Here is a 15,782-nt window from a genome sequence, read left to right on the forward strand (position 1 = left end):
CTGGACCAGTACCCCATGCCCGCCACGCCGCAGATTGTTGACAGCCATTGCCATCTGGATTTCCCGGATTTTGCCGAGGAATTGCCCGAAATTATCGTCCGTGCCGGGGCTGCCGGTGTCACCCGGATGGTCACGATCTGCACGCGCTTGGGCAATGCCCCCCGGGTTCAGGCCATCGCTGATCGGTTCGCACCGGTTTTCTGGGCCGCCGGGACGCATCCGATGAGCGTGGTCGAGGAGCCAATGGCCTCGGTCGAGGCGTTGGAAGCCCTTGCAACGCACCCGAAATTCGTCGGCATTGGCGAAACCGGCCTCGACTATCATTACACCGCAGACAGCGCGGCGGTTCAGCAAGACAGCCTGCGCGTGCATATCGAGGCCGCGCGCCGCACCGGCCTGCCGCTGATCATCCATGCCCGCGCGGCGGATGACGATATGGCCCGCATCCTGACCGAGGAATATCGCGCCGGGCCGTATAGCTGTGTCATGCATTGCTTTTCTTCCGGCGCGGCGCTGGCCCGGGCCGCCCTTGATCTGGGGTTTTACCTGTCGATGTCCGGCATTGCCGCCTTTCCCAAATCCACCGAGTTGCGCGAGATTTTCGCAGCCGCCCCTGTGGACCGGATTCTGGTGGAGACCGATGCGCCCTATCTGGCCCCGCCACCCTATCGCGGCAAACGGAATGAGCCTGCCTATACCGCCCATACCGCCCGTGTCGGGGCCGAGGTTTTCGGGTTGAGCGAGGCTGCCTTCGCCGCCCGGACCAGCGCCAATTTCGACCGGCTGTTCCATAAGGCTGTTGCCTGGAAACGGGCTGCCTGAATGGCAGAGCTGCGGTTCACCATTCTGGGCTGCGGATCATCCGGCGGGGTGCCGAGGCTGGGAAATGTCTGGGGAGATTGTGACCCGGAAGAGCCGAAAAACAACCGCCGCCGCTGTTCTCTGCTGGTTCAGCGGATCACCGATCAGGGGGAGACATCGGTTCTGATCGACACCTCGCCTGATCTGCGCCAGCAATTGCTGGATGCGGGCGTCGGGCGGCTGGATGCGGTGCTTTATACCCATGCCCATGCGGATCATACCCATGGGCTTGATGACCTGCGGATGATCGTTTTCAACATGCGGCACCGCCTGCCGGTTTATGCCGACGGGCCAACCCAGGACAATCTTCTCAGCCGGTTCGGCTATGCCTTTGTGCAACCGCCCGGCTCGGCCTACCCGCCGATCCTTGATCTGAACACGCTTGACGGCGATGTCACCATCGACGGGGCCGGGGGCGCCATCAGCTTCACACCGTTTGAGGTGGAGCATGGCACAATTGACAGCCTTGGCTTTCGGATCGGCGATCTGGCCTATCTGCCCGATGTGTCGGGCATCCCCGCCGCCACATGGCCGGTATTGCAGGGGCTGGATTGCTGGGTGCTGGATGCGTTGCGCCGCACGCCCCATCCCAGCCATGCCCATCTGGAACGATCGCTGGACTGGATTGCGCAGGCCGCCCCGCGACGGGCGGTGCTGACCAATATGCATATCGACCTTGATTATCAGACTGTCGCAGCAGAGACGCCGGATCATATCACCCCTGCCTATGATGGTATGGTGATCCGGTACGAGATCTGAATGGGCGATCTGATCTCTGTCGTTCTCCCGGTTTTTCTGGTGATTGGCGCGGGATATCTGGCCGTCTGGCGCGGTGCCTTTTCCGACAGCGGTGTTGATGGGCTGATGAATTTCACCCAGAAATTCGCCATTCCCTGCCTGCTGTTCATGGCCATCGCAACGCTGGATCTGGGGCAGAATTTCGATCTGCGGCTGCTGGTGTCTTTCTATACCGGGTCCACTATCTGTTTCTTCGCGGGGCTGGCCGGGGCGCGCTGGCTTTTCCGGCGACCGTGGGAGGATAGCGTCGCCATCGGTTTTTGCTGTCTTTTCGCCAACACGGTGCTGCTTGGCCTGCCGATCACGGAACGCGCCTATGGGGCGGCGGCCCTTGGCCCGAACTTTGTCATCGTCGCGCTGCATGCGGCTTTCTGCTATCTGCTTGGCATCACCGCGATGGAGATTGTGCGCGGCGACAGCGGGTCGCCCGCCCGTCTGATCCGCACGGTCGGCACCGCGATGTTCCGCAATCCGCTGATGATCGGTGTGGCGCTTGGCTTTCTGGTCAATCTGGCCGGTCTGACGATGCCGGGTGTTCTGACCGAGGCGCTGAACCTGATGATCCGCGCGGCCCTGCCTGCGGCGCTGTTCGGTCTGGGCGGTGTGCTGCGTCGCTATTCCCCTGAAGGGGATGCCAAGGTCATCGGGTTTGTCTGCGTGCTGTCGCTGATCGTGCATCCGGGCATCGGCTATCTGATGGGCCGGGTGGTGACCGATCTTGCCCCCGGGCCTCTCCGCTCGACCGTTGTCACCGCTGCGATGGCGCCGGGGATCAATACCTATATCTTTGCGAATATGTATGGCGCCGCGCGCCGGGTTGCGGCCTCTGCCGTGTTGATCGGCACGGCCCTGTCGGTTGTCACCGTCTCGGCCTGGCTGGCGATTTTACCCTGATTGCCGGGGGCTTTCAGACACCTTCCACAACGATGATCACGCTGTCGGCAGAGCTGCGCCTGATATCGGCGACCTCCTGATATTCCGGGTCGTTATAGGCGGCCAGAGCCTCGGCATAAGACGGAAATTCGATCACCACATGGCGTTCAAACGCCTCACCCTCGACCACCTGGGACTGGCCGCCCCGGATGATGAACTGCCCGCCCAGATTGTTCAGAATAGGCGTGTCGCGGCGCACATATTCCGGGTAAGCCTCGGCGTTGGTGACAGTGATATGGCCGATGATATAGCCTTTGGGCATGAGGGACGCCTTTCATTTGAGCGGGGTGCGATGCGCCCGGTTGTGATGGATTTTCCATTTGGTCCGAAAGCCACAAAAGCGCTGGCGGTGCCGAAGGTCAAGCATCATGGCCTGCCTCCGTTGAAGCGGCCATGGTTCACACTGTGTTGCAAGACATGCTGATTCTGTTGCTGGATAAGCCGGTTTCGGCAGGGGATACGGGGCCAGAACAACGGGTTTCGGTGGCGTTGGCCTGTTTGCCCCATTGGCACAGAACTCGGACGATCACCCGCTATCTGTCCATGATTCGCAATATTTACAGGATTTTCATGAGGGATCATGCGCGCGCTAAAGGGCCGGGAAACCACATGAAATTGAGAGCTGCGAAAGCCGTATGTGCGTATTTGCAGGATTCGCAATCGGTCGGAACAGCCTGCCGTTTTACCCTGCGTCAGGTGGATATTCTGATATATTCTCTAAAAAGGTTTATTTGACATTCATATGATAGCGTCTGACCCTGACCACACATGTGTTCGAACAGCGCCACCAGATTGCCGCCCGCCAGCGGCCTGACAGCGAAGGGATCAGCTGTGCAGCTATGCACTGAACTTGGCAGATCATCTTTTACCGTCTTGCTATGCTGCCTGCTTGGGATGTTGGTCGTATGGGGCACTGCCGAAGCGCAGCAGGTTACGGCCTCAAGTGCGACGCCGGTTAATCTTACAACGCGCCCGGTATCACCCAGCGGGTCACAACTGGGGTCTTACTATCATCAGCTTGAAGCGCGATTGGTCAGCGAGGGCAATCTGCGACAGGATCGTCGCCCGCGGGGGGTGCGGTTCTCGGCTGATGATCTGGCCTCCAATTTCATGCAGATCGCCATGCGCTCTGAATACAGTCTCAGGGGCGGTTCAATTTCCAGCGGCGGGCAGGCCTCTCCGCTGCGGCGCTGGGTGCAACCGGTGCGGCTGGGTGTGCGGTTCGGCGCATCTGTAGATGCCGGACAGCAACGCGCGGATCTGGCGACGATCCGGCAGGTGGCGCATCGGCTGGAAACCGCGTCGGGCCACGCGGTGGCGCTGACCGCCAATTCCCCGAATTTCCATGTGCTGATTGTCAGTGATGCGGAACGATCCGGCCTTGGCCCCTTACTTCGCCAACTGGTGCCGGGGATCAGCCGCGCAGCGGTGAATGCGGTGACGGGTATGGGACGCAACACCTTCTGTATGGCTGTGGCGGTGCCGAACCGGGATCAGTCGCAGGGCTATGACCAGGCGATTGCAATTGTCCGTGCGGAACATCCGCCGCTTATGCGTCAGTCCTGTATTGAAGAGGAATTGGCCCAGGGCATGGGGCTGGCCAATGACAGCCCTCGGGTCAGGCCTTCGATCTTCAATGATGATGAAGAATTCGGGGTGCTGACCCGACATGATGAATTGCTGTTGCAGATGCTCTACCACCCGTCCTTGCAGCCCGGCATGGCCCCGTATCAGGTTGAACGGCTCCTGCCAGCGATTGCCAGACAGGTGGCTGCCCGGGGCTGAGTGGCTATTCCGCGACAAGGCCGGTGTCGCCCGCCTGTCCCGTGCTGAGTGAAATAAGCCAGTCACGCACCGCCCAGACCGCAGGTTCATTGGCCCGCTGCGGCGCAAGGCGAAGCGTATAGGACCAGTTTTCGTCAATCCTGATTTCAGACAGGCGCACCAGCGCGCCCCGATCCAGATCAGCCTGAATTGTGGCCGTCCGGCAGATCGCGGCACCCAACCCGTTCAAAGCCGCTTTCTGCAACAGAAATGAGCCTTCGAGGATCAGCTGCGGCGCATAATCCGATGGTGTGATCTGATCGGCGGCCAGATCGCGCCAGCGTTGCCACATACGAAAATCCTCATCCGCAATGAACGGGCCCTGCTCAAGCAGGTGGACCGGGTCACCGCCCGCCCTGTCCAGCAAGGCAGGTGCCGCCACGGGCACGGCGGTTCCGGGCAGCATCACGGTTTCCTCGGGCAGCATTCGGCTGTGTTCGCTGAACAGCAATTCGATATCGGGGGCTGGCGTTTTGGGCCGGTCGGTCTGGGCCAGGCTGATATGCAGGCTGATGCCCGGATGCAGGGTGGTGAAGTGGTGCATCTGTGGCAGGACCACGGTTTCGGCGATGATCGGCAGAACCGACAGGCTGACCGAACGTTCAAACCGGATCGGCAGGCGGTCCAGTTCATGCCGGATCGCATCGAAAGAGGAATGGACGACACCGGCCAGACTTTCCCCCGCTTCGGTCAGGGCAATCGTGCGGCCCCGCCGGGCGAAAAGCGGGCGACCGACCCAGGCTTCAAGCTGTTTGACATGATGGCTGACGGCAGAGTGAGAGACCGTCAGGCGTTTCGCTGCGGCGGTGACCGATCCGGTCTCGCGGATCGCCTCCAACACGCGAAGACCGTTCAGCGGGGGCAGTCGGCGGGTTCGGGCCATAGGTCAACATGTTAGGAAATTAGACGATACGCAAGTTTATTGCGCTTTTTTGGCGGGAATTTTCTGCATAACATTGACATATATGATAATCCTTGGGGGGTAATGGATGAGATCGGAATTGCGCGTCTCGATGCTGCAAATGACATCGGGCAACCGCCATGCGGTCAATCAGCAGACGGTCACGGAGGCTGCAGCACGGGCTGCGGGCGATGGGTGCGACCTGCTTGCCCTGCCTGAAGCGGCGGGGATGATGAACAAGGATAAAGAGGATGCGCGCCGCCAGATCACCACAGAGGCGGATGACCCGTTTTTGCTGACCTGTCAGGAGCTTGCAGCCAGGCATGGCATCTGGATTCAGCCCGGATCAACTCCGGTCAAGGCCAAGGATGACCGCTATCTCAATCACGCCACACTGATCGACCCCACAGGGGCCATCGTGGCGCGCTATGACAAGGTGCATCTGTTCGATGTCTTTCTGGAGGGCCGCCCGGCAACCGGCGAATCCTCCCGCTATGCGCCGGGGGCTGAGGCCGTGCTTGTTGACACGCCCTGGGGTCCCTGGGGGTTGAGCATCTGCTATGATCTGCGGTTTCCGCATCTTTACCGCGACTATTCCAAGGCGGGGGCGACCGTTCTGTTCGTACCTTCCGCCTTTACCATTCCTACCGGCCGCGCCCATTGGGAGGTTCTGTTGCGCGCCCGCGCCATTGAAAACGGCGCCTGGGTGATTGCAGCAGCACAGGTGGGGGATCATGCGGATGGCCGCCATACCTGGGGCCATTCCATCATCATCAGCCCCTGGGGTGAAGTTATATGCGATCTGGGCGGAGAGACTGCCAGTCAGCACATGGTGACGCTTGATATTGGCAAGGTGGCAAGCGCGCGACAGCAGATCCCCTCGCTCAAAAACGAACGCGACTACACATTCACGCGCGTCAGCGCACAACAAACAGCGCCTGCCTGACGCAAGGGCGCATCCGACAGGAGAGACGCATGACCCATTTCCGAAAGCTTTTGATGACCAGTGCCGCCGCGCTGGTAATGGCGACCGGTGCCTTCGCCCAGGATCGTCCAGACCTGGTGATCGCGGTGGATAACCTGTGGCCGACAATGGACCCGGTGATCGGGATTTCAACCTCGGGCGCCCGTGTGCATTCCAATATTTTTGACACATTGGTGCGGCGCAACCGGTGGGAAGACCCGGACGGGACCGAACTGGTCCCCTGGCTTGCCGAAAGCTGGGAGCGGTTGTCGCCGAATGTCTGGCAGATCAATCTGCGCGACGGGGTGCCGTTTCATGACGGGCATATCATGGATGCCGGGGATGTGGCGTTTTCCATGTCGGCCGAACGTCTTTGGGGCGATGAACCGCTGGCACCGCGCGGCACGCGTTATGCCAGGGGGATCATCCGGGTAGAGGCCACCGGCCCGCTGACCGTCGAGGTCGAGACCAGCTATCCCGACCCGAATTTCATCTACCGTCTGGTGACGCCCCTGGGTTTCGTGCTGCCCCAGCATTATTATGAAGAGGTCGGCACGGACGCGTTTGGCCAGTTGCCTCTTGGCACCGGACCCTACCGGATGATCTCGTTCGATCCGTCGGTTTCCGTTGTTGCCGAGGCGTTTGACGATTACTGGGGTGGGGATGTGCCCGCAGACAGTCTGACCTTCCAGATCGTCCCTGAATTCTCCACCCGCTTTGCCGGTCTGGTGGCCGGTGAATTTGATGTGGTCGTCTCTGTCCCTGCCGATCAGATTGGCCAGGTGGATGGCACCGAGGGTGTGGCCGTTCTGACCAAAAGCATCGAAAACTATCCGATGTTCGCCTTCAACATGCTGGAGACCGAGGCGCTGCCGGACAATCCGCTGACCGATGTCAATCTGCGGCAGGCGATGGTGGCGGCCATTGACCGCGTGTCGATCACCCAAGCCATCTGGGGCGATGCCACCTTTGTACCGGCGCCGTTCAACTTCCCCGAATACGGTGCCTATTTTGACCCGGATCGTCAGCCGCGCATCGCATATGACCCGGATCATGCCCGCGAATTGCTGGCCGCCAGCGATTATGACGGGGAAGAGCTGACCTGGCATATCGTGCGCGGTTTCTATCCCAATTACGAGATCGCGGCGGAGTTCATGGTCGAGCAATGGCGCGAGGTCGGGATCAATGTGGCCATCGAGATCAAGGATAATTTCTCGCTGGCCTATGAACGGCCCTTCCATCTGCTGAACATGTCCATGTCCAGCGAGTTTTCCGGTGACCCCTATCGCCCGCTCTGGATGGATTGGGGCCCGCAATCCAGCCGGGTGCGCGCGGCCCATAAGACATGGGCGGCCTCTGAACGGTTCTATGAGCTGGGCGAGGCTTTTGAACAGGCGCAGGAGTTCGAGGAACGCAATGCCGCCTATCTGGCGCTGGTCGAGGAATGGGAGAATATGACGCCGGGGATGTATCTGTGGCGCAATGTGGTCAGCTATGCCGTCGATTCCGATCTTGACTGGGACCCGGGCAATTCCGCGGTCACCATTTTTGACAGCCTCTATATGAGCAGCGACGAATGAGCGAGACTGTCGCGGGTGGCGCTGACGCGCCCCCGCTTCTGTCGGTTGAAGACCTCGGCATCGCATTGCCCCCGGGGGCGACCGGGCCGAGGCCGTCAGCGGCATTTCCTTTGACATAAGGCCCGGTGAAACCCTGTGTCTGGTCGGCGAAAGCGGGTCCGGCAAATCGGTGATCGGGCAGGCCATTCTGGGCATGCTGCCCCATGCTTTGCCGGTGACCGGGGGGCGGGTGGTGTTTCAGGGCGCAGCCTTGCCGCCACAGCGCGACCCGGCTTATCGGGCCCTGCGCAGCGCCGGGATGGCGATGATTTTTCAGGATGCTGGCGCCAGCCTGAACCCGGTGAAACGGGTCGGGCGGCAGCTGGAAGAGATTTTGCAGGTCCATGGGGTTGCCGCATCAGAGCGCCGGGCCCGGGTGCTGGACATGCTGGCAGCGGTGCGTTTGCCCGAGCCTGCCCGGATTTTCGCGGCCTATCCCCATCAGCTTTCCGGCGGGCAGGCACAACGGGTGGTGATTGCCGGGGCGCTGTTGCTGAACCCGGCGCTACTGATCGCCGATGAGCCGACAACCGCGCTGGATGTCACCACACAGGCCGAGATACTTGAGTTGATCGCGACCCTGAAGGCAGAACGGGGCGCGTCGACCCTGTTCATCACCCATGATTTCGGCGTTGTGGCCGAGATCGCCGACCGGGTTGCGGTGATGAAAGATGGCGAGATCGTCGAGGCAGGCCCTGCCACAGATGTGCTTGAGCATCCGCAACACCCCTATACGCAACGGCTGATCGCGGCATCGCGCCCGGTTGAGGGGGCGCATTCCGACCCGTCAGGGCCGTCGCTTCTGGAGGCGGAGGGGCTATATCTGACCTACCGTTCCGGCCCGCTGTTCAACCGGCGGGTGACCCGGGCGGTGCGCGATGTGTCCCTGTCGCTGGCCCCGGGACGGACCCTTGCCGTGGTGGGGGAAAGCGGCTCTGGCAAGTCGTCGCTGGCGCGCTGCCTGTTGCGGCTGGAAGAGGTGGAACAGGGGGAAATTCGTTTCCGGGGGCAGGATATCACCCATATCCGGGGTGCCGATCTGCGCGCCCTGCGCCGATCCGTGCAGGTTGTGTTGCAGGACCCTTACAGCGCGCTGAACCCGCGTCAGACGATCCGGTCCGCGATTGCGGAAGGCCCGATCATCCATGGCACCCCGGTGGGTGAGGCGCATCGGCAGGCGGAAGACCTGCTGGAGCTGACCGGGCTGACCGCGCAATCCGCCGACCGCTACCCCCATGAGTTTTCAGGCGGGCAGCGCCAGCGTATCTGTATTGCCCGCGCACTGGCGCTGAAACCTGCGCTTCTGATCGCGGATGAGGCTGTGTCAGCCCTCGATGTCTCGATCCAGGCGCAGATTCTGGACCTGTTTCGCGATATGCAGACAAGGTTCGGCTTTGCCATGGTCTTCATCACCCATGACCTGCGGGTGGCCCGCGCGATCAGTGACGAGATATTGGTGATGCAACAGGGCCGGGTTGTCGAACGCGGGGCCATCGGGCAGGTTTTCGATCATCCGGCACATCCTTATACAAGAACTCTGCTGGAGGCCGCGCCGGGGCTTGATCTGGCCGTGGCGGGCAGCGCGGCATGACCGGCTATATCCTCTCCCGCGTGATCCGCGCTGCTTTGACCCTTCTGATCACGGTTTCCCTTGTGTTCATCTTCATCCGGTTTTCCGGCGATCCGGCGGCGGCCCTGGCCCCGCCTGACGCCCCGCAGGAGGTGATCGACCAATATGCCCGCGCCATGGGGCTCGATCAACCGCTCTGGCAGCAATATACCAGCTATATTGCCGGGCTGTTCCGGGGGGAGTTCGGATATTCCATTCATACCGGCCGCCCGGTGGAGGCGCTGTTTTTCGACCGTCTGCCCTATACCCTGCATCTGGGCCTGACCGCCTTGTCGATTGCGCTGATACTGGGCATCTCGCTGGGCGCGGTTGCGGCGATCAACCGGGGCCGGATGCTGGACCGTTTCGTGATGGGGTTTTCTGTTTTCGCCTTCGCGATGCCGAATTTCCTGTTTGGCCTGTGTCTGATCCTGATCGGTGCATTGGTGTTTCAGGTGTTTCTGGCCGGTGCGGGTGCCTATGTTCTGTTCCCCGCCCTGACGCTTGGTCTGGCGGCGATGGGCAGTTTTGCCCGTTTTGCCCGGTCTTCCTTGCTGGAAACGATCAATGCCCCGTTCATGCGCGCCGCCGAGGCCCGGGGCGTGCCCTTCATGCGCCGCCTGATCCTGCATGCGGCGCCGAATGCGGCGATCCCGCTGGTGACGCTGGTGGGTCTGTCGCTTGGGTCGCTGATTGCCGGCTCGGTGGTGACTGAACAGGTGTTCGCCTGGCCGGGGTGGGGCAGCTTCTTGTCCGCTCGGTTGCGACGCGGGACATTGCCACCGTGCAGTTTCTGGTTCTGGCCGTGGCCTTCACGATGGTGATGGCGAACCTGATTGTCGATCTGCTTTATCTGCTGATCGACCCGCGCATTCGGGTGAAATGAGATGAGCCACTCCGCCACATATCGCCGCCCGCCCATGCCATGGAGCGTCAGGCTATCCCTGGTCTTCATCGCGGGTTTCGTGCTTTTCGCGCTGTTCGGCCAGTTCCTCAGCCCCCATGAGTTTCGGGCAACCTCGATGTTTGACCGGCTGCTGCCGCCGGGATCGCCTGAATATATTCTGGGCACCGATGCGCGGGGCCGGGATGTGCTGGTCCGGCTTGCTGTTGGTGCGCAGATCACCCTGGTCGTTGCCATCGCGGGCACATTGATCGGGGCGGTTCTGGGCTCCCTTCTGGGAATTCTTGCCGCCGCAAGGCGGGGCCCGACCGAGGCGGTGATCGTGGCCGCGATTGATGTGCAGGCCTCATTGCCGATCATCGTTGTGGCGCTGTTCGTGCTGGCCATGTTCGACAACAGTTTTGTTCTGTTTCTGTTGTTGATCGGCCTGAACGGGTGGGAGGTATATGCCCGCCTGATGCGCGGTGCGACCTTGTCGGCGAAGGAACATGGCTATGTCACCGCGGTGCGCGCGCTTGGGGCCTCGCCGATGCGGATTTACTTGCGCCATGTTCTGCCCAATATCCTGAATGTGGCACTGGTGCAGTTCACCGTGAACCTGCCACTGACCGTGCTGCTGGAAACCGCGCTGTCTTTCCTTGGACTTGGGGTGCAGCCGCCCCTGACCAGCCTTGGCCAGATCATGAGCGAGGGGCGCGACCGGCTGATGACCGCCTGGTGGCTGACCCTGTTTCCCGGGGCGATCATTTTCCTTCTGGCGCTGTCGGTCAGCCTGACAGGTGACTGGCTGCGCGACAGGTTGGACCCGACATTGAGGTCAGAAAGATGAACCAGCCCCTGCCATCGCCGCCGAAATACCGCATCGGGCCTGCGCCCGCGCCGCTGCCCGCCGGGCTGATAGACACGCTGGTGCAATGCGAAACCACGATGCTGGGGCATATCCTCTACTGGGGCGCGATGGAGGCCGGAATTGTGCCGAATGCCGGGCTGGCGCCGCGGCTGGCGGGCCGCGCCCTGACCGTGCAATGCCCCGGCCCCTGTTCGACCATCCTGCACCATGCCATCGGCCTGGCGGAACCCGGCGATATTCTGGTGATCGACCGTCTGGGGGACCGGCGCCATGCCTGTCTGGGGGATGGGGTGGCCGCCGCAGCCATGGCGGCCGGGATCATCGGCGCGGTGATCGACGGCCCTTGCACGGATACCGTGGAACTGGCCGCACTTGGGTTTCCGGTCTGGTGTCGTGGCACATCGCCGATCACCACCCGCCTGTTGAACCTTGGGGGGCGCACGCAGGTGCCGGTGTCCTGTGGCGGGGTGGCGGTTGCGGCAGGGGATGCGGTGCTGGCGGATGCCGATGGTGTCTATGCGATGGCCCCGGCAGAGGCGGAACTGATCGCCGGCATCGCGCTGGAACGCGGGCAGATCGTGGCCGCCCGGCGTGCAGCCCGCAGCGGTGCCATGCCGCTCCTGGGTGAGATCACGGGTGCCACGGCGCTGGTTGAGGCCGGAATGTTGCTGGTTAAGTAAAGCACGTCTTGAAATAGCTGAAACATCCAGCCTCACAAAAGTCCCGAGAAAGCAATCGCTTGGCAGGGCTTTTGTGAGTCAGATTTTTCGAGACGTGCTATAGCCGCGCTTCAACCCTGCCTTGGGTCCAGAAGTTTGGACAGCACCCGGTCCTTGGTGACCTGCCCGATGGCCTGACCGTCCTCTTTAACGCCGACAGGCATGTTTTCCCCGCCGATGATCTCCATCACTTTGCGGATATCCTCATCAGGGCCGACCCAGATCGAGGGCGTGCCCTGAACCGGTTCCATGACATCGCAGGCGCACAGCACCCCAAGCGGGTTCATATTTGCCACAAAATCAGAGACATAGGCGTCGGCGGGATCAGAATATATATCCTTGGGCGTGCCGCATTGCACGATCCGCCCGCCTTCCATAATCGCGATCCGGTCGCCCAGTTTGAATGCTTCATCCAGATCATGGCTGACAAAGATGATCGTGCGTTTCAATTCCCGTTGCAGGTCGATCAGTTCATCCTGCAACCTTGTGCGGATCAGCGGATCAAGGGCCGAAAACGGCTCATCCATCAGCAGGATCGGCGCTTCGGTCACAAAGGCGCGGGCCAGCCCCACGCGCTGCTGCATCCCCCCGACAACTCACCCACCTTGCGCTCGGCCCAGTCGGTCAGGCCGACCAGCGACAATTGCGCATCAACCCGCGCGCGCCGGTCTGCGGCGGACAGACCGCCCAGTTCCAGACCAAGCCCCACATTTTCGCGCACCGTTCGCCAGGGCAGCAGGCCAAAGGCCTGAAACACCATGGCAATCTGGGTCTGGCGCATCCGGCGCAGCGTGGCGGGCGCGGCATGGGTGATATCGACCATTTCGGTCCCGTCATTGACCCGGACCGCACCGCGCACCACCGGGTTCAGACCGTTCACCGCCCTCAGCAGGGTGGATTTTCCCGAACCTGACAGGCCCATCAGCACCAGAATCTCGCCGGTCTCGACCTCAAGCCGGCAATCATGAACGCCAAGAACCTGCCCACAGGCCGATTGCACCTGTTGCCGGGTCTGGCCCTGATCCATCAGGGGCAGGGCGGTTTCCGGTTTCTCTCCAAAGACGATCGAGACCGCATCGAATTCAACAGCAACTGACATCAGCGTTCCACCCGCAGCATCCGGTCCAGCATGATGGCCACGACCACAATGATGAAACCACTTTCAAATCCAAGCGAGGTGTTGACCGAATTCAGCGCGCGGACCACTGGCACCCCCAACCCGTCGGCACCCACAAGTGCGGCGATCACAACCATGCTCAGCGACAGCATGATGGTCTGGTTCAGCCCCGCCATGATCTGCGGCAGGGCATAGGGCAGTTCCACCTTCCAGAGCTTTTGCCGGGCTGTCGCGCCAAAGGCTTCCGCTGCCTCGATCAGGGGTTTGGGCGTTGACGAGATGCCCAGATGCGTCAGCCGGATCGGGGCGGGCAACACAAAAATCACCGTGGCGATCAGGCCGGGCACCATGCCGATGCCGAAAAACACGATGGCCGGGATCAGATAGACAAAGGTGGGCAGGGTCTGCATCAGATCCAGAATCGGGCGCATCACCTGATAGGCTTTGGGCCTGTGGGCGGCGGCAATGCCGATGGGCACCCCAACCGCCATGCAGACGACGCAGGCCGACAGGACCAGGGTCAGGCTTTCGGTTGTTTCCTCCCAGTATCCCTGGTTCAGGATGAACAGAAACCCCAGGAAAATCAGGACCGGAACCTGCCAGCGGCGATGGATCAGCCAGGCGGCCCATGTGAAAATCGCCACAATCAGGAACGGGTGAAATTCAGGGTTGTAAAGCGGTTGATACCGTTCCGCCCCGGTGGCCCAGGAGATATCAAGCGGGTTTTGCAGCACGTTCAGAATGCCGCCGATCAGCGCATCCAGCAGGGTCGACAACCCGTCGAAGAACCATGCGCCATTATCCTGCAACCAGTCAAAGGCATCGCCCGCAATCCGCCCGACCGGAAGCTTGTTGTCTTCAAACCAGCTTAGCATGGGCAGATGTCCTTGGTCATTTCCACCCTTCGGGCCGGATGTTTGGCAGGATGTCGCGAGGCAGGCGATCCGGTCATGGCATGTCTCTTTCCACATATATGGGGCGGGTGCCTTGTGGCATCCGCCCCAAACTCGGCGTTACATGTCAAGCGCGGCGGTTACGGCTTCAACCGCGTCGCCACCGTCAAGGGTGGTCACACCATCCAGCCAGCCGGGCAGCACATCACGATTGGCCGACAGCCAGGCGGCGGCCGCATCGCTCGGGTCCTGCCTGTCATTCAGAATGCTGCCCATGATCTCGTTTTCCATGGCCAGGGTGAATTCCAGATTGTTCAGAAGTGCCCCTACATTCGGGCAGGCCTCAACATACCCGGCAGAGGTGTTGGTGAACACCGTGGCACCGCCCAGATTGGGGCCAAACCAGTCATCGCCGCCTTCCAGATAGGTCAGGTCGAAATTCGCATTCATCGGGTGCGGTTCCCAGCCCAGAAACACGATCGGGTTGTCCCGGTCGGATTCACGGGCAACCTGCGCCAGCATTCCCGCCTCCGAGCTTTCGGCAACCTCGAAATCGCTGAGACCGAAGGCATCTGCGGCAATCATGTCAAGGATCAGGCGGTTGCCGTCATTGCCGGGCTCGATCCCGTATATCTTGTCGTCCAGCGCATCGGCATGCGCTGCAATCGCATCAAAACTGTCGATCCCCAAAGCCGCGCCTGCGGCATTTGTTGCCAACGTATATTTCGCGCCTTCCAGATTGGCGCGAACCGTGTCGACTGTGCCTGCCTCGCGATAGGGCGCGATATCGGCCTCCATCGTCGGCATCCAGTTGCCAAGGAAGATGTCGATATCGCCAGCGGCCAGTGCCGTATAGGTTACCGGCACGGAAAGGATTTGAATATCAGTATCATAGCCAAGCGCATCCAGCACATAAGTGGCGGCGGCGGTGGTTGCGGTAATATCGGTCCAGCCCACATCCGAAAAGGTGATCGTCTCGCAATCGGCGGCGGCAATGCCTGCGCCAAGCACCAGTGCAATGGCAGAGGTTGTCGTCAGTTTCAGCATGATGTTTCTCCCTGTTTTTGATTGACTCGTCAGTCAATATTAATCAGTTCTATACCATATTCATTCAACGGAGAAGTATGTGCCCAAAATCGGGATGGAGCCAATACGTCGGTCCGCTTTGGTTGAAGCAACGATCATCGAGATCGGCCGGATAGGAACCTTAGACATCACTGTTGCGCAGATTGCAAAGCGTGCGGGCATGTCAAGCGCGCTGGCGCATCATTATTTCGGCGGCAAGGAACAGATGTTTGCCGCCGCCATGCGCCATGTGATGACGCTTTACGGGGCTGAGGTACGGGGTGCGCTGGCGATGGCACACAGCCCGCGGGACCGGGTTGAGGCGATCATCCGCGCCAGTTTCTCGGCCACCAATTTCCGGCCCGAAGTGGTGGCCGCCTGGATGAATTTCTATGTTCAGGCGCAGCGATCGGCAGAGGCAGAGCGGCTGTTGCGGGTCTATCATGCCCGGTTGCACAGCAATCTGTATCACGATTTGCGCAAACTGACGGGTGCGGGCGCTTTGCAACTGACCCGGGGCATCGCGGCGATGATCGACGGGCTTTATATCCGGCAGGCTTTGGGGGGGGATGTTCTGGCGGCTGAAGACGCCATTGATCTGTTGCTGGACTATCTTGATACGCATGTGCCGCCGGTTGAAGACCCGTGACCGGGTCAGACATAGATTCGACCAGCACCATCCGCTTTGACGCCAGACACACCGCCGGTTCGCGCCCTTTGCGCGG

Annotated in this window: 17 protein-coding genes and 1 pseudogene; 13 read left to right on the top strand and 5 right to left on the bottom strand. The window is 61.2% G+C overall.

Translation table 11 applies throughout. The features are described from left to right. The first annotated feature begins 15 nt into the window (after positions 1-15). From E2K80_RS00110 to E2K80_RS00120, 3 genes are read left to right on the top strand one after another with little or no spacing between them, the layout of a single operon-like run. Positions 16-822 carry a TatD family hydrolase gene (locus tag E2K80_RS00110; protein WP_135371626.1) on the top strand — a complete coding sequence of 269 codons (807 nt, stop codon included), beginning with the start codon at positions 16-18 and terminating at the stop codon, positions 820-822. Then, a complete protein-coding gene (locus tag E2K80_RS00115) occupies positions 823-1,620 on the top strand; it encodes an MBL fold metallo-hydrolase (protein ID WP_135371628.1) in 798 nt (265 codons plus the stop codon). Next, the gene (locus tag E2K80_RS00120) at positions 1,621-2,553 is read left to right on the top strand and encodes an AEC family transporter (RefSeq protein ID WP_135371630.1); all 933 of its coding nucleotides are present in this window, start codon (positions 1,621-1,623) and stop codon (positions 2,551-2,553) included. A gap of 13 nt (positions 2,554-2,566) precedes the next feature. On the opposite strand, the gene E2K80_RS00125 is transcribed toward E2K80_RS00120, so the two are convergent. Beyond that, complete coding sequence (locus E2K80_RS00125) at positions 2,567-2,854, bottom strand: DUF1330 domain-containing protein (protein WP_135371632.1); 288 nt, start codon at positions 2,852-2,854, stop codon at positions 2,567-2,569. 155 nt (positions 2,855-3,009) lie between these two features. On the opposite strand from E2K80_RS00125, the gene E2K80_RS00130 reads away from it, so the two are divergent. Both E2K80_RS00130 and E2K80_RS00135 read left to right on the top strand, forming a co-directional pair. Continuing rightward, complete coding sequence (locus E2K80_RS00130; RefSeq protein WP_135371634.1) at positions 3,010-3,327, top strand: hypothetical protein; 318 nt, start codon at positions 3,010-3,012, stop codon at positions 3,325-3,327. Positions 3,328-3,486: 159 nt separating this feature from the next. Next, complete coding sequence (locus E2K80_RS00135; protein WP_168193053.1) at positions 3,487-4,377, top strand: DUF2927 domain-containing protein; 891 nt, start codon at positions 3,487-3,489, stop codon at positions 4,375-4,377. A gap of 4 nt (positions 4,378-4,381) precedes the next feature. Here the strand turns inward: E2K80_RS00135 and E2K80_RS00140 are convergent, their stop codons facing one another. Continuing rightward, a complete protein-coding gene (locus E2K80_RS00140; protein WP_135371638.1) occupies positions 4,382-5,299 on the bottom strand; it encodes a LysR family transcriptional regulator in 918 nt (305 codons plus the stop codon). A 106-nt stretch (positions 5,300-5,405) separates the two neighbouring features. On the opposite strand from E2K80_RS00140, the gene E2K80_RS00145 reads away from it, so the two are divergent. From E2K80_RS00145 to E2K80_RS00170, 7 genes are all read left to right on the top strand, one after another. Then, positions 5,406-6,263: a carbon-nitrogen hydrolase family protein gene (locus E2K80_RS00145; RefSeq protein ID WP_210405411.1), complete on the top strand. Its 858-nt coding sequence runs from the start codon at positions 5,406-5,408 to the stop codon at positions 6,261-6,263. A 29-nt stretch (positions 6,264-6,292) separates the two neighbouring features. Continuing rightward, positions 6,293-7,861 carry an ABC transporter substrate-binding protein gene (locus E2K80_RS00150; protein ID WP_238475596.1) on the top strand — a complete coding sequence of 523 codons (1,569 nt, stop codon included), beginning with the start codon at positions 6,293-6,295 and terminating at the stop codon, positions 7,859-7,861. A gap of 139 nt (positions 7,862-8,000) precedes the next feature. Further along, the gene (locus tag E2K80_RS00155; protein WP_338014608.1) at positions 8,001-9,491 is read left to right on the top strand and encodes an ABC transporter ATP-binding protein; all 1,491 of its coding nucleotides are present in this window, start codon (positions 8,001-8,003) and stop codon (positions 9,489-9,491) included. Beyond that, a complete protein-coding gene (locus E2K80_RS00160; protein WP_238475597.1) occupies positions 9,488-10,333 on the top strand; it encodes an ABC transporter permease in 846 nt (281 codons plus the stop codon). The genes E2K80_RS00155 and E2K80_RS00160 overlap by 4 nt, the downstream gene beginning before the upstream one ends. Beyond that, entirely contained in the window at positions 10,294-10,395 is a 102-nt protein-coding gene (locus tag E2K80_RS19880; RefSeq protein WP_338014567.1) for a hypothetical protein, read from the top strand. Before E2K80_RS00160 ends, E2K80_RS19880 begins: the two co-directional genes overlap by 40 nt. Before the next feature lies 1 nt (position 10,396). After that, positions 10,397-11,242: an ABC transporter permease gene (locus E2K80_RS00165; RefSeq protein ID WP_135371640.1), complete on the top strand. Its 846-nt coding sequence runs from the start codon at positions 10,397-10,399 to the stop codon at positions 11,240-11,242. Next, the gene (locus tag E2K80_RS00170) at positions 11,239-11,943 is read left to right on the top strand and encodes an RraA family protein (protein ID WP_135371642.1); all 705 of its coding nucleotides are present in this window, start codon (positions 11,239-11,241) and stop codon (positions 11,941-11,943) included. Before E2K80_RS00165 ends, E2K80_RS00170 begins: the two co-directional genes overlap by 4 nt. 110 nt (positions 11,944-12,053) lie before the next feature. Here E2K80_RS00170 and choV read toward each other — a convergent pair. From choV to choX, 3 genes and pseudogenes are all read right to left on the bottom strand, one after another. Beyond that, positions 12,054-13,081 (bottom strand): annotated as a pseudogene (gene choV, locus E2K80_RS00175) (choline ABC transporter ATP-binding protein). Continuing rightward, the gene (choW, locus tag E2K80_RS00180; protein ID WP_135371644.1) at positions 13,081-13,974 is read right to left on the bottom strand and encodes a choline ABC transporter permease subunit; all 894 of its coding nucleotides are present in this window, start codon (positions 13,972-13,974) and stop codon (positions 13,081-13,083) included. Before choW ends, choV begins: the two are co-directional and overlap by 1 nt. Positions 13,975-14,112: 138 nt before the next feature. After that, the gene (choX, locus tag E2K80_RS00185) at positions 14,113-15,039 is read right to left on the bottom strand and encodes a choline ABC transporter substrate-binding protein (protein WP_135371646.1); all 927 of its coding nucleotides are present in this window, start codon (positions 15,037-15,039) and stop codon (positions 14,113-14,115) included. Between the two features lie 94 nt (positions 15,040-15,133). Here choX and betI point away from each other — a divergent pair, with 94 nt between their 5' ends. After that, positions 15,134-15,706 (top strand): choline-binding transcriptional repressor BetI, encoded by a 573-nt coding sequence (gene betI / locus E2K80_RS00190; RefSeq protein ID WP_135376415.1) that lies wholly within the window; start codon positions 15,134-15,136, stop codon positions 15,704-15,706. Positions 15,707-15,782: the final 76 nt, after the last annotated feature.

The organism is Rhodophyticola sp. CCM32, assembly GCF_004751985.1.
Classification (GTDB): Bacteria; Pseudomonadota; Alphaproteobacteria; order Rhodobacterales; family Rhodobacteraceae; genus Rhodophyticola.

Bases quoted from the DNA above. Each gene is read 5' to 3' on its own strand.
- E2K80_RS00165 (WP_135371640.1), top strand. From the start codon at position 10,397: ATGAGCCACTCCGCCACATATCGCCGCCCGCCCATGCCATGGAGCGTC.
- E2K80_RS00115 (WP_135371628.1), top strand. From the start codon at position 823: ATGGCAGAGCTGCGGTTCACCATTCTGGGCTGCGGATCATCCGGCGGG.
- E2K80_RS00120 (WP_135371630.1), top strand. From the start codon at position 1,621: ATGGGCGATCTGATCTCTGTCGTTCTCCCGGTTTTTCTGGTGATTGGC.
- E2K80_RS00135 (WP_168193053.1), top strand. From the start codon at position 3,487: ATGTTGGTCGTATGGGGCACTGCCGAAGCGCAGCAGGTTACGGCCTCA.
- E2K80_RS00140 (WP_135371638.1), bottom strand. From the start codon at position 5,299: ATGGCCCGAACCCGCCGACTGCCCCCGCTGAACGGTCTTCGCGTGTTG.
- choW (WP_135371644.1), bottom strand. From the start codon at position 13,974: ATGCTAAGCTGGTTTGAAGACAACAAGCTTCCGGTCGGGCGGATTGCG.
- betI (WP_135376415.1), top strand. From the start codon at position 15,134: ATGGAGCCAATACGTCGGTCCGCTTTGGTTGAAGCAACGATCATCGAG.
- E2K80_RS00125 (WP_135371632.1), bottom strand. From the start codon at position 2,854: ATGCCCAAAGGCTATATCATCGGCCATATCACTGTCACCAACGCCGAG.
- E2K80_RS00150 (WP_238475596.1), top strand. From the start codon at position 6,293: ATGACCCATTTCCGAAAGCTTTTGATGACCAGTGCCGCCGCGCTGGTA.
- E2K80_RS00170 (WP_135371642.1), top strand. From the start codon at position 11,239: ATGAACCAGCCCCTGCCATCGCCGCCGAAATACCGCATCGGGCCTGCG.
- E2K80_RS00145 (WP_210405411.1), top strand. From the start codon at position 5,406: ATGAGATCGGAATTGCGCGTCTCGATGCTGCAAATGACATCGGGCAAC.
- choX (WP_135371646.1), bottom strand. From the start codon at position 15,039: ATGCTGAAACTGACGACAACCTCTGCCATTGCACTGGTGCTTGGCGCA.
- E2K80_RS00110 (WP_135371626.1), top strand. From the start codon at position 16: ATGCCCGCCACGCCGCAGATTGTTGACAGCCATTGCCATCTGGATTTC.
- E2K80_RS00160 (WP_238475597.1), top strand. From the start codon at position 9,488: ATGACCGGCTATATCCTCTCCCGCGTGATCCGCGCTGCTTTGACCCTT.
- E2K80_RS00130 (WP_135371634.1), top strand. From the start codon at position 3,010: ATGCTGATTCTGTTGCTGGATAAGCCGGTTTCGGCAGGGGATACGGGG.